Origin of the sequence: Vibrio ruber DSM 16370 (genome assembly GCF_900163965.1) — a bacterium.
Lineage (GTDB): Bacteria > Pseudomonadota > Gammaproteobacteria > Enterobacterales > Vibrionaceae > Vibrio > Vibrio ruber.
Map to the genome: position 1 here is coordinate 76,076 of NZ_FULE01000034.1, position 18,968 is coordinate 95,043.

General features: G+C 47.9%; 21 protein-coding genes. 8 read left to right on the forward strand and 13 right to left on the reverse strand.

The genetic code is table 11. The annotated features are described in order from the left end of the window. Nucleotides 1-93 precede the first annotated feature (93 nt). The 7 genes from VR7878_RS13225 to VR7878_RS13255 form a co-directional block, all read right to left on the reverse strand. Nucleotides 94-519: a hypothetical protein gene (locus VR7878_RS13225; RefSeq protein WP_077336602.1), complete on the reverse strand. Its 426-nt coding sequence runs from the start codon at nt 517-519 to the stop codon at nt 94-96. 217 nt (nt 520-736) lie between these two features. After that, on the reverse strand, nt 737-1,636 hold the full coding sequence (locus tag VR7878_RS13230; RefSeq protein ID WP_077336560.1) for an L-ribulose-5-phosphate 3-epimerase: 900 nt from the start codon (nt 1,634-1,636) through the stop codon (nt 737-739). A gap of 4 nt (nt 1,637-1,640) precedes the next feature. After that, a complete protein-coding gene (locus tag VR7878_RS13235) occupies nt 1,641-2,288 on the reverse strand; it encodes a 3-keto-L-gulonate-6-phosphate decarboxylase UlaD (protein WP_059120136.1) in 648 nt (215 codons plus the stop codon). A 5-nt stretch (nt 2,289-2,293) separates the two neighbouring features. Continuing rightward, nucleotides 2,294-3,115 carry a pyridoxal phosphatase gene (locus VR7878_RS13240; protein WP_077336561.1) on the reverse strand — a complete coding sequence of 274 codons (822 nt, stop codon included), beginning with the start codon at nt 3,113-3,115 and terminating at the stop codon, nt 2,294-2,296. A 6-nt stretch (nt 3,116-3,121) separates the two neighbouring features. Continuing rightward, nucleotides 3,122-3,832 (reverse strand): L-ribulose-5-phosphate 4-epimerase, encoded by a 711-nt coding sequence (locus VR7878_RS13245; protein WP_077336562.1) that lies wholly within the window; start codon nt 3,830-3,832, stop codon nt 3,122-3,124. 9 nt (nt 3,833-3,841) lie between these two features. Then, nucleotides 3,842-4,321, reverse strand: coding sequence for a PTS sugar transporter subunit IIA (locus VR7878_RS13250; protein WP_077336563.1), 480 nt, complete (start codon nt 4,319-4,321; stop codon nt 3,842-3,844). A gap of 101 nt (nt 4,322-4,422) precedes the next feature. After that, complete coding sequence (locus VR7878_RS13255) at nt 4,423-6,183, reverse strand: PTS ascorbate-specific subunit IIBC (RefSeq protein WP_077336564.1); 1,761 nt, start codon at nt 6,181-6,183, stop codon at nt 4,423-4,425. 380 nt (nt 6,184-6,563) lie between these two features. Between VR7878_RS13255 and ulaR the strand changes: the two genes are divergently transcribed. From ulaR to VR7878_RS13275, 4 genes are all read left to right on the forward strand, one after another. Further along, the gene (gene ulaR / locus VR7878_RS13260) at nt 6,564-7,319 is read left to right on the forward strand and encodes an HTH-type transcriptional regulator UlaR (protein ID WP_077336565.1); all 756 of its coding nucleotides are present in this window, start codon (nt 6,564-6,566) and stop codon (nt 7,317-7,319) included. Between the two features lie 125 nt (nt 7,320-7,444). Next, a complete protein-coding gene (gene ulaG, locus VR7878_RS13265) occupies nt 7,445-8,512 on the forward strand; it encodes an L-ascorbate 6-phosphate lactonase (RefSeq protein ID WP_059120142.1) in 1,068 nt (355 codons plus the stop codon). A 187-nt stretch (nt 8,513-8,699) separates the two neighbouring features. After that, the gene (locus tag VR7878_RS13270; RefSeq protein WP_077336566.1) at nt 8,700-9,005 is read left to right on the forward strand and encodes a PTS fructose transporter subunit IIB; all 306 of its coding nucleotides are present in this window, start codon (nt 8,700-8,702) and stop codon (nt 9,003-9,005) included. Continuing rightward, nucleotides 9,002-9,787, forward strand: a complete 786-nt coding sequence (locus tag VR7878_RS13275) for a PTS sugar transporter subunit IIA (protein WP_077336567.1) — start codon at nt 9,002-9,004, stop codon at nt 9,785-9,787. Before VR7878_RS13270 ends, VR7878_RS13275 begins: the two co-directional genes overlap by 4 nt. 57 nt (nt 9,788-9,844) lie before the next feature. Here VR7878_RS13275 and VR7878_RS13280 read toward each other — a convergent pair whose 3' ends face one another. Further along, entirely contained in the window at nt 9,845-10,693 is an 849-nt protein-coding gene (locus VR7878_RS13280) for a helix-turn-helix transcriptional regulator (RefSeq protein ID WP_077336603.1), read from the reverse strand. A gap of 532 nt (nt 10,694-11,225) precedes the next feature. Between VR7878_RS13280 and VR7878_RS13285 the strand changes: the two genes are divergently transcribed. Continuing rightward, on the forward strand, nt 11,226-13,118 hold the full coding sequence (locus VR7878_RS13285) for a PTS fructose transporter subunit IIABC (protein ID WP_077336568.1): 1,893 nt from the start codon (nt 11,226-11,228) through the stop codon (nt 13,116-13,118). A 52-nt stretch (nt 13,119-13,170) separates the two neighbouring features. On the opposite strand, the gene VR7878_RS13290 is transcribed toward VR7878_RS13285, so the two are convergent. The 4 genes from VR7878_RS13290 to VR7878_RS13305 all read right to left on the reverse strand — a co-directional run bounded on the left by VR7878_RS13290 (nt 13,171) and on the right by VR7878_RS13305 (nt 15,991). Continuing rightward, entirely contained in the window at nt 13,171-13,458 is a 288-nt protein-coding gene (locus VR7878_RS13290; protein WP_077336569.1) for a putative quinol monooxygenase, read from the reverse strand. Between the two features lie 340 nt (nt 13,459-13,798). After that, nucleotides 13,799-15,034 carry a type II toxin-antitoxin system HipA family toxin gene (locus VR7878_RS13295; protein WP_077336570.1) on the reverse strand — a complete coding sequence of 412 codons (1,236 nt, stop codon included), beginning with the start codon at nt 15,032-15,034 and terminating at the stop codon, nt 13,799-13,801. Continuing rightward, nucleotides 15,027-15,302 carry a helix-turn-helix domain-containing protein gene (locus VR7878_RS13300; protein WP_077336571.1) on the reverse strand — a complete coding sequence of 92 codons (276 nt, stop codon included), beginning with the start codon at nt 15,300-15,302 and terminating at the stop codon, nt 15,027-15,029. The genes VR7878_RS13295 and VR7878_RS13300 overlap by 8 nt, the downstream gene beginning before the upstream one ends. A 494-nt stretch (nt 15,303-15,796) precedes the next feature. Beyond that, entirely contained in the window at nt 15,797-15,991 is a 195-nt protein-coding gene (locus VR7878_RS13305) for a hypothetical protein (protein WP_077336572.1), read from the reverse strand. 234 nt (nt 15,992-16,225) lie between these two features. Between VR7878_RS13305 and VR7878_RS13310 the strand changes: the two genes are divergently transcribed. The 3 genes from VR7878_RS13310 to VR7878_RS13320 all read left to right on the forward strand — a co-directional run bounded on the left by VR7878_RS13310 (nt 16,226) and on the right by VR7878_RS13320 (nt 17,581). Then, nucleotides 16,226-16,582: a toxin-antitoxin system TumE family protein gene (locus VR7878_RS13310; RefSeq protein WP_059120152.1), complete on the forward strand. Its 357-nt coding sequence runs from the start codon at nt 16,226-16,228 to the stop codon at nt 16,580-16,582. Between the two features lies 1 nt (nt 16,583). Next, the gene (locus tag VR7878_RS13315) at nt 16,584-16,985 is read left to right on the forward strand and encodes an HVO_A0114 family putative DNA-binding protein (protein WP_038182310.1); all 402 of its coding nucleotides are present in this window, start codon (nt 16,584-16,586) and stop codon (nt 16,983-16,985) included. Nucleotides 16,986-17,212: 227 nt separating this feature from the next. After that, nucleotides 17,213-17,581, forward strand: a complete 369-nt coding sequence (locus tag VR7878_RS13320) for a hypothetical protein (protein ID WP_077336573.1) — start codon at nt 17,213-17,215, stop codon at nt 17,579-17,581. A 385-nt stretch (nt 17,582-17,966) separates the two neighbouring features. On the opposite strand, the gene VR7878_RS13330 is transcribed toward VR7878_RS13320, so the two are convergent. Next, complete coding sequence (locus tag VR7878_RS13330; RefSeq protein ID WP_159440466.1) at nt 17,967-18,875, reverse strand: HEPN domain-containing protein; 909 nt, start codon at nt 18,873-18,875, stop codon at nt 17,967-17,969. Between the last annotated feature and the right edge of the window lie 93 nt (nt 18,876-18,968).

An 18,968-nucleotide genomic window follows, 5' to 3' on the forward strand; every position in this document is an offset into this window, starting at 1 on the left:
GTCACACGGGTGTTTGCTATTTAAAACAATTTTTTAACGAATGAAAACTGATTCTTATGATTATCGTGACTGATCCGCGTCCGCACGTGTAGTTTATGACTGGGTCTGAATAAATTTACTGTAGGAACTGAGTTGTCCGTTAATATATTCAATACCGCAGTGAATATTTTGTTCCGCACAACCGACGACCTGATACTCAATAATAAACTCGCCACTGATCACTTTCATAAATAAGAAACCATCCACCACTTTCCACAGGCCGTGTAGCGCTTTGTCACTGAATAAATCCTGTTCGGTCAATGTTCCGTTCGGCAACAAACACAGACTGGAAGACGCTCCCTCAACGTTTACTTTGACCCACGGCTGATGATGCACCTCATAAGCAAGGATCTTACGACGTTGTTTGAGCCAGTGTTTGAGTTCCTGTGCTTGGGTTGGTGACAGTGTTGGCAAGTCTTCCATATCAAGCAGTGTGTGATACTTCTCATACCAGAATAGTTGTAAGTGAATTAATTTCATCAAATTGCGAGTGAGATCAGCGTTATATGCACAAGCATTCACCTTGCGACAACCCGGGAAAGATGTCAATTTTCCGGTTAAACTTTTTACTCTGCGTATATGTTCTTCTCAGGCGTGCTTTGGACTAAGAGATGAATCGGTTTTATGCAGAGACAGAGAGCAAGGACAGAAGAGAGCAGGACAGACACCGAGGTGCCTGTCCGAACCGTCAAGGGAGTTAATGAACGGCAACTGCCGGTTGTGGAAAGAGCGGTGGCAGGTTTGCCACCATGCAGGCTTGGTTGAGACGTTGCTGGGCGGTGTGAATATTATCTTGCCAGCGCTCATCCTGAGCCCACATTTCGAGCACTAACGGCACCACGCAGTCAAGCCGTTTAAGGGTGCTGAATACTGCCGAAAAATCAACGTCGCCTTCACCGATCACCAGATCGCGGAACTGCCCCGGATACCCCGGTTTGACCGGATGGGTATCTTTAAGGTGAATCTGCGTGATGTGCGGTAAGCTCAGCGCAAGTTCCGTACAAACGTCGTAATTCCAGCCACTGATGTTACCGACATCCGGATAAGCGGTGAAATAGGGGGAGTGCACCGCGCGATTCAGCACTTCAAATTTACTCAGCGCATTGAGATACGGCGTATCCATAATTTCTACCGCCAGCATGACCCCGGCACGTTCTGCCAATTTTGCCGCGCGCTTCATCCCTTCCACAAAATAGGCGTGAGTTTGTTCGCTGGTCGGCTCGTAATAAACATCATATCCCGCGAGTTGAATCACCCGGATACCCAACTTGTAAGCCAGCGTGATGGCTTTTTCCAGATGCAGATCCGCTTGTTGACGAACCGCCGGATCCAGCGAACCGAATGGGAACTTGCGGTGGGCACTCAGGCACATCGAATGCAGCGGTACCTGAAGTTGCTCACACAAATGACGCAAGCCATAAATGGTATCGTTATCCCAGTCGAGCCGACTACGCCGCTCGTCCGATTCATCAATCGAAATTTCAAGGAAATCGAATCCCAATGCGCGCGTCGTCGTCAGTTTTTCTTCCCATGTCATGTTGGCTGGCAGGGCTTTCTCATACAGGCCGGTCCGGTGACGTTGTACATGTTGGTACATCCGCTTACCCCCAGAAACGTTCTATCTGTCCTTTCAGCGCGGCGGCCGTTTCGCGGCCTTGCGCTCCGGCCAGCGCCCGTCCGGCAATGAAGGTCTTCGCTTTGATACCCTCAAACAGATAAAGATCATCCGGAACAATGCCACCGGTAATGGAGAGTTCGAGACCTAAATCTGACAACTGACGCATCTTATCCAGATCGTCAGGTGTCCAGCCGACACCTGCCAGCTCTGCATCGCGCGAGCGGTGATAAATAGCCTGAGTGATCCCCAGGTCAACCCATGATTTGGCGTCAGCCATTGTCCAGTTGCCATAGATTTCAATCTGAATTTCACCGTTAAACTCATCGGCGACTTGTTTACAGGCATCGATGGTTGCGATGTGAGCCGCAGCGGAAACGGTGATCCAGTTTGCCCCGGCCTCAAATGCCATCCGGGCCAGAATCGCACCGCCATCGGTGGTTTTCATATCGCAAACCAGCAGATGATCCGGATGATTGTGACGCAGTGTTCTGACGGCATTCATGCCTTCAGCAAAAGCCAGAATGGTGCCGACCTCAATCACATCGACAAAACTTTCGACACGGCGTGCCACTTCAATGGCTGAGGTCAGGTCGGTTTGGTCTAAAGCAATTTGAATCATGGGTAGGGTCATGAGATTTATCCTTGAATTTTCTGTCGTATGAGATGGGCAATGCCATCGCTGTTATTATCGGTTTGACAGATCTGTTGCGCGTGAGATTTGACGGTGTCGTCAGCATTACCCATTGCCACGCCTAAGCCGGCATAGGTCAGCATTGAGATGTCATTGTGGTTATCACCGATCGCAATGACGTGGTTGGCGTCATATCCCAGATTGGCGACATATTCGGCCAGTCGTTTGCCTTTACTATTGCCTTTAGCCGCGAAATCGATGCGATTTGACCAAGAGAATTCACCGTTGAATGTCTCTTTCACCCAAGGGTGTTCCGAGAGACGTTCGACCGAGCTTGGCACCCCTTCGACAACAAACTTCCACACGTGATCTGCCTGTTCTACTAATTGGTGAAATGAATCAATCCGATGGATCTGAGGACGGATAGATTCCGGGTATTGGTTGGCCCATTTTTCAAGTGCTTCCATATACACAATCGGATTATGTTTGGAATAGTTCATCGTATCGGTGACGTACAGAACCATTTTCATTTGGTATTGTGTCGCGAGATCGATGAACTTCCGCGCATCGTCTTTGGCAATCGCGTCGTATTGCAGGACGGTGTCGTTCTGATAGTCATAGACATACGTGCCGTTGCAGCAAATGATCGGTGTATTCAGCCCCAGTTCGAGATAATAGGGTTTTGCTGCGGTATGATGACGACCGGTGACAATCACCACGTGGCATTGTTGCTGCGCCGCCTGAATTGCCTGTTTCACTTCAGGGTGAATGGTGTGGTCGTCCGTGAGTACGGTTCCGTCTAAGTCTAATGCAAGCACTTTATACATGTAAGATTACCTTTGTCCGTAGTAAGCATTTACACCGTGTTTACGCAGATAATGTTTGTCGGAGAGTTCCTGTTGGATGGTGATCCCTTGATTCAGGGAGCGTGTCGCAATCGCCATCGCAGCAACTTCTTCTAACACCACCGCGTTATGTACGGCGTCGTTTGCATCGGCCCCCCATGAAAATGGTGCATGTCCTGCGACAATCACACTGGGGACAGACATCGGTTCAATATGGCGCATGTGAAACGTTTCGACAATCACCAATCCGGTATTCTTTTCATACCTATTGATGATTTCATCACCGGACAACCGGCGAGTGCAGGGGATGTCACCGTAAAAATAATCTGCATGCGTGGTTCCGAGAGCCGGAATATCCCGCTCAGCCTGCGCCCAGATCGTGGCATGACGTGAATGGGTATGCACTATCCCGCCAACTTGTGGAAAAGCCTGATAAATTTCCAGATGTGTGGCGGTATCACTCGACGGATTGAGAGTGCCTTCGACCCGATTTCCGGCCAGATCGACGATCACAATGTCATCAACGGTCATTGCTTCGTATGCCACACCGGATGGTTTGATTGCGACAACCCCGGCTGCTCGGTCAATCTGAGAGACATTGCCCCAGGTAAATGTCACCAGCCCATAACGTGGCAGTTGCAGGTTGGCGTCCAGCACTTGCTGTTTTAACGATTGGAATGAGTCTGACGGTACTGACATGTTGGTTCCTTAAGCTGACGCTTTCGCCAGTGCTGTATCAATGACTTGCAACACGTCTTCCTGACAACGGCAACGACGGAGTTTGTCGAGATCCACACCGGTTTCGCTCTCGTCGTCATCTAATATCTGAGTGACTTCCATCAGCCCTTCCATATGTTCGTCAGAACTACTGCCGGCCAGCGTGATCAGCACATCAACCGGCTCATCTTCTCCGGTAAAGTAGATGGGTTTTTCCAGCGTGACTAATGCAAAAGCAGTGCGTACCACGCCATTTTCCGGCCGGGCATGTGGCATTGCCAGCTGAGGGGCAATCACAATATAAGGGCCGAGCGTTTCGACGCTGCTGATAATGGCGTCATGGTAAGACGGCAGGATCGCCCCGGATGCGATCAGCAGGTCGGTACCGATTTTGATCGCTGCACGCCAGTCTGAAGCCGATGCCTGTAGCCGGATTGAATTGTTCTCAATCAGTGACTGTTTCAGTCCCATAATCATCTCCGTGAGGGGGCCGTCCTTTGACTGAGATAGATGAAAAGGACGGGCCCGTAGTCATAGTAAAATGTTCAATGTTTTATGTGGTCGATGTCACCTTACCGATGATCGGCAAAGTTATTATTGATGATCTCCAGCAGCTCATCACCGAAAGAGTTGGGGTTGAGCATGTTCTGTACACCCAGGACAAACTTCCCTTCTCCGGGATCCATTTCAGAGGACAGGTGTCTGGATGACACGATAATATCGGTGGTCGCCAGTTTGGATTTGTAGTCCGACACGGCACAGGAATCCATCACATGCGGAATGCCTTTTTTCTCCAGATATTTGCCGATCTTCATTTTCATCATCATCGATGAACCCTGACCGTTACCGCACACCGCAAGAATGCTGACCGGACGCTGCCCGTCATGCTTTTTCAGGGCTTGTTCCACGGCTTCGAGAACTTCGGGTTCTTCACTGACTTCAACCATGCCCTGAGCATCTTCTTCTGCTCGCAGCCGTTTGGCAGCGAAAAACATATAGAGGGCAGCCAGTCCGATCAGTGCGAAGAAGAACAGTTTCGACATCGACAGACCTTGCATGATTGGCGGGAAAACCAAGGCCCAGTCCGCCATGCCCATCCAGCCGTTGAATGCGACACCATGTTGACTGAATAAGTGGATTGCCCATGCAGACCCGATCACTTCAATGATGCCCATCACAAAGCAGATCTTCATCACCGCACGCCAGCCGCCGAAATGGTTGGCAAAAACCCCGATTGTGGCGTTGGAGAAAAACATCGGAATAAAGCCGGGAATAATCATGATCGGTGCATTGAAGGTGAGCATCGCCAGCACTGCGGTAAACTGACCGATAGCACCCCACATAAAACCGAATACCATCGCATTGGGAGAAAAAGCATAGATAGCAGCACAGTCAATCGCGAGGACTGCATTGGGAATCACGCGTTCAGAAATACCTTTGAAGGCCTCAGACAGTTCAGCTACGAACATCCGCACCCCGGCAACAATCACCTGAATGGCAACTGCGAATTTCAAACCGGTTTCGAGAATATAAATGGTCCAGTGAGTTTTCCCGGCCATAGCTTGGAGGTTATCAAGGCCGAAAGAGAGCAGGATAATGCCGAAGAAAACCGTCATGACGATGGCTGTCGCGGCGATGCTGTCGTGAAAAATGTGGAGCCAGCCGGGCAGTTTCAAGTGATCAACACTGTCATTTTTATCCCCGAGTTTGGGGGCAACTTTAGTGGCAATCCAAGAGGCGACTTGCTGTTGGTGACCAATCGAGAATCCGGCACCACCGGTGACCGCTTCTGTCGGCTTAAACATAATATTGGATGAAATGCCCCAGTACAGCGCCATCAATATTGCTGAACAAAGGATGGTTTCCCACATACCGGCACCGGTGATCAGGTAAAAGACGGCGATCAGACCGGCTTGCTGGAACATAATATGCCCGGTCAGCATGATGGTACGAATACCGGTATAACGGCGAAATAGCACCAACACAATATTAATTGCCAGTGCCAGTAATACCGCATAACCGACCCATGAATACCGTTCGCCCATGACCTCCATCGTGGCCATCATCGTTGTATATGGGTCAATCACCGAACCTGTCAGCCCGTGGTATTCCGAGAGCTTCGCGATCACTGGCTTAAAGCCTGCGACCAGTGTACCTGCCCCGACCTGAACCAGCATAAAACCAACGATGGTTTTAATCGATCCTTTCAAAATGGTCGTTGCATCTCTTTTTAGCAACCAGTAACCGATGAGAGTAACCAAACCGAGGAGTAGCGGGGCTTTGGTCATCACTTGGCTGTAAAAAATATAGAAGATGTTATACAAGAACTCCATATCTTTACCCCTAGATATATTTGTATTTGTCGTTAGATGTAGGTCAGAGTGATTCCGTTATGTGATATGCAGGAATCGGTGTGTTTTGCTCACGGAATAGACTTTAAAAAATCATTTGTAATCATTCAATGATTGTTTTTGATTGAATTGATTTATATCAATTTTATCTAACACCAAGTATGACAAATGCTACGCTGATCACTTGATATAACTCATTTTGTTTTAAAAACAATAAGTTATATTTTGGTGTTATTTGGCGTTTAATTTTTCATCTGAATCATTTGACATCAATCGGGATGATTAATAGAATCAAAACAAATCAAATGTAATCACAAGTAATCACTCAGTGATGACGCTCAGTGATAAATAGGATGATGCTTATGAATGAAGTCCAGAGACATCATGGCATTCTGTCTTTGTTGGAAGAGAAACAATCGATCAATGTGTCTCATATTATCGATGCATTTCACGTTTCTCCGGCAACCGCCCGACGCGATATCTCAAAACTTGATGAACTCGGTAAACTGAAGAAAGTGCGCAATGGTGCAGAACGGATTGTCGGCAAAAAGAAAAAGTGGACCCCGCTGAATATTGATAGTACCGAGCACTATCGGGAGAAATCTCTGATTGCGATGCGTGCTGCCGAGCTTTGTCAGCCGGGGGATAGTGTTGTTATCAACTGTGGTTCGACGGCATTTATGCTGGGGCAACAGCTATGCGGGCAGGATGTCCAAATCGTCACCAATTACTTTCCGCTGGCGAGCTATCTGATCAATGAGGATCACGAAGATGTCATCATTATCGGTGGTCAATATAATAAAGCGCAGAATATTTTCCTCAATCCGGCACCGGATGCATTGGGTGGTTATGCCGGCCACTGGATGTTTACCAGTGGCAAAGGTCTGACGGAAAACGGGTTATATAAGGCTGATATGTTAACCGCCGTTGCAGAACAGCAGATGCTGGAACAGATCGATAAACTGGTGGTGGTGGTTGACAGCTCCAAAGTCGGTCAGCGAACGGGGATGTTGTTCTGCCCGAGCAGCAAAATCGACATTGTGATTACCGGTAAAGATGCACCGGCAAATGTTGTGAGTGCATTAGAAGCGCAGGGGACACAGGTCATTTTGGTTTAGCCTGATACCGCGCCAAATCGCTTCCATTCTGAACTGATCATATTTTTAGGTGCCTGGACTTCGCTCCAAGCGCACGGCTCCCTACATGCAAAATTTATAATAAATCAGAAATAAAAGGTGTTGTTATGAGTAAGGTAAACGAAATTACACGCGAATCATGGATCCTCAATACGTTCCCTGAGTGGGGCACGTGGCTCAATGAAGAGATTGAGCAAACCGTGGTTGAACCGAATACGTTTTCAATGTGGTGGTTGGGATGTACCGGCATCTGGCTGAAAACCGAAGGCAATACCAATCTGTCGATTGATTTCTGGTGCGGCACCGGTAAACGCACCCAGAAAAATGCACTGATGAAGAATCAGCATCAGATGATGCGCATGGGTGGTGTGCGCGAATTACAGCCCAATTTGAGAACCTCCCCGTTTGTGCTGGATCCGTTTGCCATCAAAGAAATTGATGCGGTATTGGCTTCTCATGATCATGCCGACCATATCGATGTGAACGTGGCTGCGGCCGTGCTGCAAAACTGTGGTGAGCATGTGAAGTTTATCGGCCCGCAAGCGTGTGTGAATTTATGGATCAGCTGGGGCGTCCCGCAAGAGCGCTGTGTGGTTGCCAAAGTCGGTGATTGTATCGAGATCGGCGATGTGCGTATCAAAGTGCTGGACTCTTTTGACCGGACGGCACTGGTCACCCTGCCGGAAGGGGTCTCATCTTATGATAAATCGATTCTGGACGGGATGGACGACCGGGCGGTGAATTATTTAATCGAAACAACCGGTGGTTCAGTTTATCACTCCGGTGATTCTCATTACTCAAACTACTATGCCAAACACGGTAACGAATACCAGATTGACGTTGCCTTACTTTCATACGGTGAGAATCCACGCGGTGTCACTGATAAAATGACGGCTTCCGATATTTTGCGCGCCGGTGAAGCGCTGGATTGTCAGGTCGTGGTACCATTCCATCATGATATCTGGGCCAACTTCCAAAACGATCCGCGCGAAATCGAAGTGTTATGGCAGATGAAAAAAGAACGCTTACAGTACGGTTTTGCCCCATTCTTCTGGCAGGTCGGCGGAAAGTATACCTATCCGACGGACAAAGGCCGGATGCATTATCAGCATTTCCGGGGCTTCCGCGATATCTTTACCGATGAACCTGAACTACCTTATAAAGCATTTTTATAGTTTGCTGAATGAGGTTGATTGCCGCCCTGTTGCAGGGCGGTTGTGACTGAGAATGTTGCACAGCCCCTAGAGTTGATTCTCCCGGTTTTAAAGGGGGAATATTTCGACCGTATTGGGAACAAGCAGATTGGAAAACGTCGCGGTGATAAGTCGTAACCGATGACTATCAGATAACAAAGGAACGATCATGAAGGTGGTAGCCGTAACCGCATGTCCGACCGGAATTGCTCATACTTATATGGCAGCAGAGCAACTCCATAAAGCTGCCAGCCAGCGTGGGTTGGCGATTAAAGTTGAGACGCAAGGAGCGATGGGCATCGAAAATGAGCTGACGGTTGCCGATATCGTTGCTGCCGATATCCGGATGATCGTCTCTGATATCGAAATCGAAGAGAAATCCCGGTTTAAAGGTTGTCAGGTATTTCACTTTTCCATTGAAGAGGTTCTGCTCCATGCAGGAGCGGTCTTAGAGCGCTGTCTGAAAAAAGTATGATTACCACCCGGATCACTTTTCTGCTCAAGGATAAAGGGCTTCCGGCATGGCAGGCGAATGCACTGAAACAGCTTTGTGGTTATTTTCGTTCAATTTTCATCTTCTATAATCTGAGCCGCGGCAAGCATACCTTGCTCAGTCAGCCGCTCAATGTTCTGAGCTTGAACAACAGTGCCGAGCAGTTATGTCAGATCGCAATCGAGGGGCTGGATGCTGAACTGGCCTGCATGGTCTTCACCGAATACCTAAGTGAACACGCGATTCTGCTTTCAACTTCACATCGTCAGAATCATGCTGCGGAGCAACTCTTCGCTTCCCATCCGGCATTTTCCCTGCCATTTGCGTACCGCTGGGATTATACATCTCATGTCGGGTTTGCCGATAAGCGCTCAGCACTGGATTATCTTGCCGCCCGAATTGCGCCCGGGCAGACAGACAAGCTACTGGCACAGTTCTGTCAGCGGGAGGATATCTCGACAACCGCACTCCCGAACCGGGTGGCATTGCCGCATGTGATGAGTGAGGTGGTCGATATACCGGTACTGACCGTGATTCCCCTGTCACAACCGCTCGACTGGCAGTCCGTCTGCGCACCGGTTTCATTATTGATTTGTCTGGTGCTGCCTCAGTCGCTGAACCGGGATATTGTCATGGCGATGACCCGGCTGACTCGCTGGCTGATCGATGATCTGAATGCTCAGCTTCTGCTTGATGCTAAACGGGAAGAAACACTCAAAGGCATTCTGCTCCATGTGATGGCAAACGGTAATGAAGAACGCTAAGTCAGCCAGCTATCTTTGAGTTACTTTGAGAGGTAGAGGCGCTAAAACCTCACTATTTTAATCGACGTGGGTTCGGTACTCGGAAGGGGTCATGCCGGTTTTGGTTTTAAATACCCGACAAAAGTAATTCACATCCTGAAAACCGCAACGCTCAGCCACCTCACCGAGGCGAAACTGATATTTTTTCAGCATAAATTTCGCCCGATCAATTCTGACCCAGGCAATGTAATCAGCCAGTGTCATGTGCCCCTGCTGATGAAACAGCCGGGAAAGGTGATTGGCAGACAGACTGAAACGTGAGGCAATGGAGTCCCGGGTGATGCCGCGGTGAAAGTTTTCCTGAATATAAATACAGATTCCCTGATAGAGATCTTCACTACGGCTTTTGGCTGAACGTTCCGGCTGACGGAGAATACTTTGGGTGTAAGTCAGCAGGGCACAGAGCAGGTGTTCATCCATCGGTGATTTTTGCGATTCTCTGGCCAGTGCATTGAGACTTTCCAAAATATTATCGATCGCATAGCCGGTACGCATTTGCACACTATGCTTCTGGACATCATAAAATCCGTCGGTTCCTTTGCGCTTGGCGACAAAGCTGAACCCAATCTGACGGCGGCCATACAACAGGCTGAGTACCGAACACTCATCTTCCCAGTCCGGTTTATTCCAGCAATTGGGGGGAATATATAGTGCATTCCCGGCTTGAATACGAACGGCACTGACCCCGTGCAGCTCATCTTCGATCTGATTGTTGTAACTGCCTTTGAGCGCAATTTCCAGACGGGGAAAGTTAACCTGATAACTGAAAGGCGGTGGTGTATGTTGATCACCGGCAAAGCAGATGTGCTGACAACAGTCCCGTTCATCAATAATCGCTTCAATCATATTGTGAAATACTTGGCTCATCATTTCCTGCCATCAGTCATTCATGCAGAATTGTATGACAAGTCATATTGTTATCATCATACATTTTTCTGTTCCTGAACCGCTGTGTGATTTATTGATATAAATATTATTCATGATCCAAGCAGAGAACTTAAGTACCACAGACCGATACAGATCACATTTGAATCATGATGATACAATCCTCCAGTAAATGCATTTTTGTTTCACTACCAACTGACGGGGACTGTCCCCACAATATGAGTGTTACTGGGACTGTTTACGGGGACAGACACTAAAACGTTACAGGGACAGACACCCAAACGGGGACACAACGTTACGGGGACAGACGCCCAAACATGTCTGGTTGTGATGACCGCGCTGCTTATGGGGACAGACACTTTTTATGCTTATGGGGACAGACACTTTTTCGTCTTCTTCTTTCCCATCATCGCAGCGACGGCAGACAGAACGAATGCTTATGAGGACAGACACTTTTCGTCTTTTTCTTTCCCATCATCGCAGCGACGGCAGACAGAACGAACGGGGAACGAAAATGATTACTCAACTTATCTCATCGCGATTGATTCGGCTGAATCTTTCGTCAACCACCAAAGATGACGTGCTTGCCGAGCTGGCTGAAATGCTGGCCGCGGAAGGGCGCATCACCGATCAACAACAATTTTTAGCGGATATTTATGCCCGGGAAGCGCTCGGCAATACCGGTTTTGACGATGGTGTTGCGATTCCTCATGCCAAAAGTGCAGCCGTGACCGAGCCTGCCGTTGTGATCGGGATCAGCCGTCAGGGTATTGATTACGGCGCCGAAGACGGACAGCCATCGAAACTCTTTTTTATGATTGCTTCTCCCGATGGCAATGCCAATCATCACGTCGAAGTGCTGGCGGAGCTTTCTGCCAAACTGATTGAAGAAGGATTTATTGCGCAGTTGTTTGCCGCGCAGACTGAAGAGGATGCGTTGGCGCTGTTGCTGGCGAAGTCAGAACCGACACCACAGTCATCCGGAGAAAACGGCTTTCTGATTGGGGTGACCGGATGCCCGACCGGGATTGCTCATACTTATCTGGCGGCTGAATCGCTGGAAAAAGGAGCCGCGGCACTGGGCTATCAGATCAAAGTCGAGACAAACGGGTCGATTGGGGTGAAAAACAGCCCGACGGCGGAAGAGATTGCAGCGGCTGACGCGATTATTGTCGCAAGTGACAAGCAGGTATCATTGACCCGCTTTGCCGGTAAAAAACTGATTGAAACCGGCGTCAAAGAGCCGATCCGCGATGCGCAAGGTTTAATTCACAAAGCATTGCAGGCTCCCGTTTATCAGCCCGATTCTGGGGCGGAAAGTCGCGAGGCCGCACCATCCCGTAACCGTCCGGAGTTATATCGTTATCTGATGAACGGCGTTTCGCACATGATTCCGTTTGTGGTTGCCGGGGGGCTGTTGATTGCATTGGCACTGGCGATTGGCGGAGAGCCGACGGAAGCGGGGATGGCGATTCCGCAAGGGAGCCTGTGGAATAAAGTTTTGGATGTCGGGGTGGTCTCCTTCCAGCTGATGATTCCGATTCTGGCGGGCTATATTGCCTATGCGATCGCTGATCGTCCGGCACTGGCTCCGGGTATGATCGGTGGTTGGATTGCCAATAACGGCTCATTCTACGATGCCGCTGCCGGCACCGGGTTTATCGGTGCGATTATTGCCGGGCTGCTGGTGGGGTATTTCATTCGCTGGCTGACCAGTTTCAATTATCACAAAATGATTCAGCCGCTGGTGCCGATTATGATCGCACCGATTACCGGTGCGCTGTTTATCTCCGGCCTGTTTATCTTTGTCATTGGTGCACCGATTGCCAGTTTGATGCATGGCATGACTGAACTTCTGACCACGATGAGTACCGGCAATATGGTGTTGTTGGGCATTGTCTTAGGCGGACTGGCCGGGTTTGACATGGGCGGCCCGTTCAACAAAGTGGCCTTCTTGTTTTCTGTCGGCATGATTGCCAGCGGTCAGACGCAGTTTATGGGGGCGATGGCCTGTGCGATTCCGGTTGCACCGCTCGGTATGGGTTTAGCTACGGTACTTGGCCGTAAACTGAGCCTGTTTGAGTCATCAGAACTGGAAGCCGGTAAAGCGGCCGGTGCAATGGGGCTGGTCGGGATTTCTGAAGGGGCGATTCCGTTTGCAGCGCAGGATCCGGTGTCGGTGATTCCCGCCAATATGCTGGGTTCGATGGTTGCAGCAGTGATGGCTTTTTCTTTCGGCATCACGGATAGCGTGGCACACGGCGGACCGGTTGTCGCTTTACTGGGGGCAATGAACAAACCATTGCTGGCTCTGTTCTGCATGGCACTTGGCGCCGTTGTTACTGCGCTCACCTGCATTGCATTGAAGAAAATGCGTCAGGCGAAATTACAGTCGGTGGATATCTAACGTTATGAACGATCCGCACCACGTTGAATCGGTGCGGATCACAAATGGGGGGTTATGCCATATGAATGTTGGAGAAAATTTTGGATTGTTTTTCCGTAACCATCGGCTCAGTCTTTTGATCAAAAATGACTGAATGCTCGTTTTGCAAACATTCGTTGAATTCTTCTTCCGAACCGTAGAGCGCATAGAAAAAGACCTGCTTATCTTTATCATTCCAGCAAACATCAAACTGGAGACATCCTGGATCGTCCTTCGCGATGTCTGCATTCTCTTGGGCGAGCTTAATAAATGATTCAAATGACTCGGGAACAAGAGTGAAAGTTACCGTCACAACGTACATACATTGCCTCCTGAAACATACAAAACGGACAAAATCACAGACCGGCACAATCTGTACGGTATGATTTCAGCTGTTTTCTCCTTTGAACAGAACCCGGTAGAGATGTCAGGTTCCGTATGCATCATTACATCATATTGACATATTCCGATGCTATCAATCACCAGTTGCTAATCTGTGGTAATTCTTTTCTTAATCGGAGCATGGCTCAGGTGATGTTATTAGCATTTTAGTCGAGTCGGTTTATCCAAGATTAAAACAACAGAGTGAAGCGTGAGAGACGCGTATCTCTTCATCATACAGAGACAATGATGCTATACTATTGAAATATAGGTTTTTTTGATCATTGGATCTGCTTCCAGCGGGCATCTATTTGCTGCCCGATTTCTTTGATCAAGTGTTCGGGGAGTCCAAGATGTCTGGCTCGCGTTCTAAAATTCCGGGTCTCACTATAAATTTCTTCCATCATTTCCAGCAGCGGTTTTACACTGGAATACCCGGCTTGCCCGGCCATCTGTTCCAGCGCTTTTGCGGGATTTCTACCATTGCCGTGAAAGGCTGTCATGTGCTCCTGATAGGGGGATGGACTGTAGACAACATCGTAAAAAGGTGACAGCCGCCACTGATCATTGTCGTCTGCGAGAAAGGCAAAGTTTTTTGCGTGGTCATCCTGATTGACGGTCAAAAAATTAAATAGTGCTCTTTTGAGCATCTTTCTGGCTTCATCCGGATTACATAACAACCGGGTTGCTTTAATGAGATCAACATAATCCAATGATGGTTCCCGGAATGAGGCATCCAGTAGTCCACTGGCAGAGATCATGTGATAGCGGCCTTTGTCTGTGCAGTCAAAGCGAGTTTGCTGCAACCAGAACTGGCCGTCACCAGCATCGATCAGCGCAAACTCAGGGACTTCGATTCCCAGATTTTTCGCCATCGTCATATAGGTGAATTCCACCAGACTTTCCGCATGTTTTAACGCAAATTTCTCGGAGGTAAGTTTGACGATCAGCTTTTTACCGATAGCATCCGGATGGGTAGAATATCGGCCGTCACTACATTGGGTGACGTTCATTTTTGGGCGGGCACCACCGGACCCGCCTGCATTCATTAAATGCTCAATCAGATGTGATTCAGTGCCTTCAAACTCTTTTATTGCCTCTTTACCTAGCTGCATAAGATTTACATCAGCAGTATCGGGGTCTGTCAGTTGAATCTCCGGTTCATAAGACAGTGCGCCGAGACATTGATCACCGATGTAAGCAAGCCGCTCTAAAGCAGTAATCAACTGAGGATTGTAACCATGCTTTCTGAAAACCCGATCCATCAGGTAGAGACCCCAGCCGTCCGGTAAACTGTCGGCAAAGACACCATGCAGACCGTAATGTGGATGCTTCGGTGCTTTTTGCAGCGTCAGATCTGCTTTGAGATTGAAAGGAGCAAGCGACGTCGGATGCTGTTGCAGATAGGTAGTATCATATTGAAAGTAAGTGCCGTTTTTATTTTCGGCAAGGGTGCCGACGGTGATTTTCTTCCCGTCGGATAAAGTTCTTTTGACGTACAGCGGTGCATTAAGCATCTTTTAAAACCTCGTCAATACTTTTGGGTTCCGGCTGGTTCGTCTGAGTGAGTGCTCTGATTTGGCTGAGATCACCGACTGCTTCAAATAACATCAGAAACTGCCGGAGAGAGATATTACCACTGCTTTCAAATTTTCTGATCGTGCTGTAAGGCACACCGGAACGTTTTGCCAACGCTTCTACGGTGAGCTTTTGTTGCTTGCGGGATTGTTTGATGAATGTTTTCAGTTCAAGCTGAACATCATAGGCGGTATATAAAGAAAGCATGATGTACCTTTTTGTTACAGTAGTAACTAAAGTATACATATTTACTATAAATTTGCCATGATAGTATCAATTTTATGGCTCGTTTTTCGATTGAGATTACGCTGTCTAACTGTTTTTATGCATGTCGGGGTTTGCAGAACCTGCTGGATTTCAGCCAAAGATATATGCCTCCAGCTCCCCGGCATCTTTTTCGGCTTTGGCAATCAGTGATTGCTGCATGAATGCATATGATAAATCCGGGTTGTCTTCTATTATTCGACCCATTTGTTTTGCTTCCGGAGTATCAAGCTCACCGATAAGTTCATCTAAATCGTAGTCGGTATCACCACTTTACTCACCTTCGGCCAACAACTGCTGCAAGGTTTTCAATTTAGTATTGTCTGGTTGTATTCTTCTTCCTTTTCGATTGAATATTCTCTACAAATAATCATCGCACTCAGTACTCTGTCAATAAAATCAAAGCATTAACTTGGGGGGCGGGAAGTTAGAACTATTCAATATTCTCTCCAATCCTCCCCCGACAAACCTCTTCCGTCAGCACTTTCAGTTTTTACCTCTTCGGCCTGATAGTCCAGCTCTTCGACGGTGATTTCGTCATGCTCCGAGTCGCGGGCATCGCGCAAAATGGTCGCAATGGTATGAATATCTTGTTGTTTCCGCCCGGGAAGATGGTCAAGTGTCTTTTTCATGTCGGTCATCGTACTACGCGGTGAGAATCGGGTAAATGGGAGTCTCGGGGTTGAGGTGAGTTTTGCGTGTGAGTGCGGTTTTTGGTGTAAATGAGGTGTTGGTAAAGGATGAGAGATTAACGAATGCGTTGGATTTTGGGGAATTGAAAAGTGCGGAACGGCATCATTTGGTGATGAATGACTTCCTAATAGAATTTATTTTGTTATACTCTGGGTATAACATCAGGAGAGCTGATGGAAGGATTAGATATTTTGTTAAGTATGCATGGCACAGTCGTGTACCGGGATGATGGTTATTGGTGGAAAATTGAAGCATGGACGGTTCCGCCAACCAGAGAACGTCCCCACGGGATCCGTTATACCATGACGCTACATAACAGATTTAACAAAAGAGTTTTTGGTTATGACAATGCTCATGCAGTGAAGCCACGGAAAAATAAACGATTCAGCGGCAAACGGTATGACTACGATCATTTGCACCGGACAGCGATTGATCAGGGAACACCCTATGAGTTTCAGGATGTTTATACGTTACTACAGGACTTTTTCTCGGGCATTGACGCAACCATCGTAGCAATAGAGGGGAAATAACATGAAAGCCAGAATCGGCATTATGTCTGAAGCACTGATTCGTTTCCGTCTGCTGGCGATCGCGCAGGGGAAATATGTGCCGCAAGCGGATGAGCCGAAGGTTTGGTACACATCGGTCAATGCGGTAGCACAGATTTTAAGGCCGGAGAATATCGCCTTATTACGCCTGATTGAGACGGAAAAACCGGCAAGCCTGACGGCGTTGGCCAAAATCTCCGGTCGGGCCAAATCTAACTTATCCAACACGTTGAAAACGCTTAGTGAAAAAGGTTTCGTCCGCATGGAGCCGACTACCGGTAAAGCTCTGAAACCGGTGGCGATTTATACGGATTTTGAGATTATTTCGGACTCTGCACTTGAGCAAAAGTTATTGAAATTAATGGCTTCGATGTCAGCGGCCTGAGGCGAAACGTTCGAAATCGTGCCTAGCATTTTTACCCGGTTAAGATTGTCTCCGCAGTGTGGAGGTAATTGAGCAGAGCGAATCTGAAAATCATTTTAGTCCATTCTCTATTGATAGCATTGTGTGTCGCTGGTGGCCGATTCTATGATGTTCTGTGCAAAAAATAACATAACGACTCTCAGGACTTTTGATACGATAAGGCTTTGTCAATCAATCGGTAATGACGTATGACGTTAAGAAAAACATCCGGTGCTTTGTGTGCACTTTTTATCCTGAGCTATGGTGCTCTTAATGCTTGGGGAACTTGGGGAGATATTGTAGAAAAAATGCTTGCCTTTTTTACAATAACTAGCATTTTCTTTGTCATTATTGCTCTTTTTGGAATATTTCGTGGGCAATTAAATCTAAAAGAGATTGAATTAAAGATAATAGCCTGCTCGTTTCCTGTTATTACATTATTAGAGCATGTATATCCACTGATTAAATATTCGGACCAAAAGAAAGATCCTGATTGGCTGTTTTCTTTAGGGATGGATTTCTCAATATCTGTTCTGGTCTTTTATATACTTTGGAGTAATTTAAAAAAATGTCAGTAAATACCTCAATACTTAGTGCCATAAAATCACTGTCCCCGGCTTCAGTTGTCTTTAATCTTCTGTATAAAATGTATAAGCAAGTCGGAGCGCAAGAAGATGCTGACGAAATATATAAGAACACCATTGTAATTTTAGAAGAGTTGCTACAGCGCGGTTATAGATTTGAATCACCAGAGATTCAGGCTGTTGTTAATATTCTTCGGGACTTGCCCGCAATGGGAGCCAAAAGAGCTAACTTTGAAAGAATATACTTACAAGATGAGTATACTCTTAGACGACTACCGCATGATCCCCGAAAACTCCATGCACAAGGATGTTGGCACTGACGATAGGCTTACTGTCAGTTTAGATTGTTCACGCAGTGCGTGAACAATTACATCAATGCTTATTTCTGCCTTTGCGATTCAATATTCTCTCCAATCCTTCCCCGACAAACCTCTTCCGTCAGCATTTTCAGTTTTTCAACCTCTTCGGCCAGATAGTCCAGCTCTTCGACGGTGATTTCGTAGTGCTCCGAGTAGCGGGCATCGACGTAGGCGCGTTTGAGGCGGTGGAAGCTGCGGCGACGGAACTGGTTGTCGGCAGGGAAGAGGCGGGCGAATCGTTCGTCTTGTCCGGCACAGAAGGCGCGCAGTTTTTCCAGATCGTGGGTTTTAGGCAGATAGTTGGTACACACTAACAGGGTACAGGCAAGCAGACGCTCGGTGGCTTGATGAAGTTCAAAGGCTGCTTTTGCCAGCTCAAACTGTGGATTCTTGAAAATGATCTGAAAGACATTCAGACAGTCGAGCACACTTTTGAACCAACGATCAAAATGATTTTGCGCAATCTGCTGACTTTCTTCGGCCGTCAGATCCCCCGGTAGTGCCAGTTCCCGGCCATCGGCACTGTACAACTCGATACCTTGTTCGCGGATATCCCGAAAGAAATAGTGCCCGTCGTGCAGCCACTGGTTGACTTCACCAAGGGTGTGAACAATCAGCCCCAGCGGTGTTTTGGGGATGCGACGGCTGATACGGTCTTCCGCCAGACTCCACAGGGTGAATTCTTCCACCAGTTCGAAGCGATTGACGATCACCAGCACATCATAATCGCTGACATAGCCGTTGGCCGGGTCATTGACCCAGTTACCTTTGGCATAACTGCCGAACAGGATGATTTTGTGGATTTTAAAACCGGCTTTTTTGCCGCTTCTTCCAGCGACGTATTCATCCACCACATCGCGCAAAATGGTCGCAATGGTGTGAATATCCTGTTGTTTCCGCTCGGGAAGATGGTCAAGTGTCTTTTTCATGTCGGTCATCGTACTACGCGGTGAGAATCGGGTAAATGGGCGTCTCGGGGTTGAGGTGAGTTTTGCGTGTGAGTGCGGTTTTTGGTGTAAATG

Bases quoted from the DNA above. Each gene is read 5' to 3' on its own strand.
- VR7878_RS13230 (WP_077336560.1), bottom strand. From the start codon at position 1,636: ATGTACCAACATGTACAACGTCACCGGACCGGCCTGTATGAGAAAGCC.
- VR7878_RS13250 (WP_077336563.1), bottom strand. From the start codon at position 4,321: ATGGGACTGAAACAGTCACTGATTGAGAACAATTCAATCCGGCTACAG.
- VR7878_RS13315 (WP_038182310.1), top strand. From the start codon at position 16,584: ATGAAAGCCAGAATCGGCATTATGTCTGAAGCACTGATTCGTTTCCGT.
- VR7878_RS13235 (WP_059120136.1), bottom strand. From the start codon at position 2,288: ATGACCCTACCCATGATTCAAATTGCTTTAGACCAAACCGACCTGACC.
- VR7878_RS13305 (WP_077336572.1), bottom strand. From the start codon at position 15,991: ATGAAAAAGACACTTGACCATCTTCCCGGGCGGAAACAACAAGATATT.
- VR7878_RS13295 (WP_077336570.1), bottom strand. From the start codon at position 15,034: ATGCTTAATGCACCGCTGTACGTCAAAAGAACTTTATCCGACGGGAAG.
- VR7878_RS13310 (WP_059120152.1), top strand. From the start codon at position 16,226: ATGGAAGGATTAGATATTTTGTTAAGTATGCATGGCACAGTCGTGTAC.
- VR7878_RS13300 (WP_077336571.1), bottom strand. From the start codon at position 15,302: ATGCTTTCTTTATATACCGCCTATGATGTTCAGCTTGAACTGAAAACA.
- VR7878_RS13320 (WP_077336573.1), top strand. From the start codon at position 17,213: ATGACGTTAAGAAAAACATCCGGTGCTTTGTGTGCACTTTTTATCCTG.
- VR7878_RS13255 (WP_077336564.1), bottom strand. From the start codon at position 6,183: ATGGAGTTCTTGTATAACATCTTCTATATTTTTTACAGCCAAGTGATG.
- VR7878_RS13275 (WP_077336567.1), top strand. From the start codon at position 9,002: ATGATTACCACCCGGATCACTTTTCTGCTCAAGGATAAAGGGCTTCCG.
- ulaR (WP_077336565.1), top strand. From the start codon at position 6,564: ATGAATGAAGTCCAGAGACATCATGGCATTCTGTCTTTGTTGGAAGAG.
- VR7878_RS13330 (WP_159440466.1), bottom strand. From the start codon at position 18,875: ATGAAAAAGACACTTGACCATCTTCCCGAGCGGAAACAACAGGATATT.
- ulaG (WP_059120142.1), top strand. From the start codon at position 7,445: ATGAGTAAGGTAAACGAAATTACACGCGAATCATGGATCCTCAATACG.
- VR7878_RS13285 (WP_077336568.1), top strand. From the start codon at position 11,226: ATGATTACTCAACTTATCTCATCGCGATTGATTCGGCTGAATCTTTCG.
- VR7878_RS13225 (WP_077336602.1), bottom strand. From the start codon at position 519: ATGAAATTAATTCACTTACAACTATTCTGGTATGAGAAGTATCACACA.
- VR7878_RS13290 (WP_077336569.1), bottom strand. From the start codon at position 13,458: ATGTACGTTGTGACGGTAACTTTCACTCTTGTTCCCGAGTCATTTGAA.
- VR7878_RS13280 (WP_077336603.1), bottom strand. From the start codon at position 10,693: ATGAGCCAAGTATTTCACAATATGATTGAAGCGATTATTGATGAACGG.
- VR7878_RS13245 (WP_077336562.1), bottom strand. From the start codon at position 3,832: ATGTCAGTACCGTCAGACTCATTCCAATCGTTAAAACAGCAAGTGCTG.
- VR7878_RS13270 (WP_077336566.1), top strand. From the start codon at position 8,700: ATGAAGGTGGTAGCCGTAACCGCATGTCCGACCGGAATTGCTCATACT.
- VR7878_RS13240 (WP_077336561.1), bottom strand. From the start codon at position 3,115: ATGTATAAAGTGCTTGCATTAGACTTAGACGGAACCGTACTCACGGAC.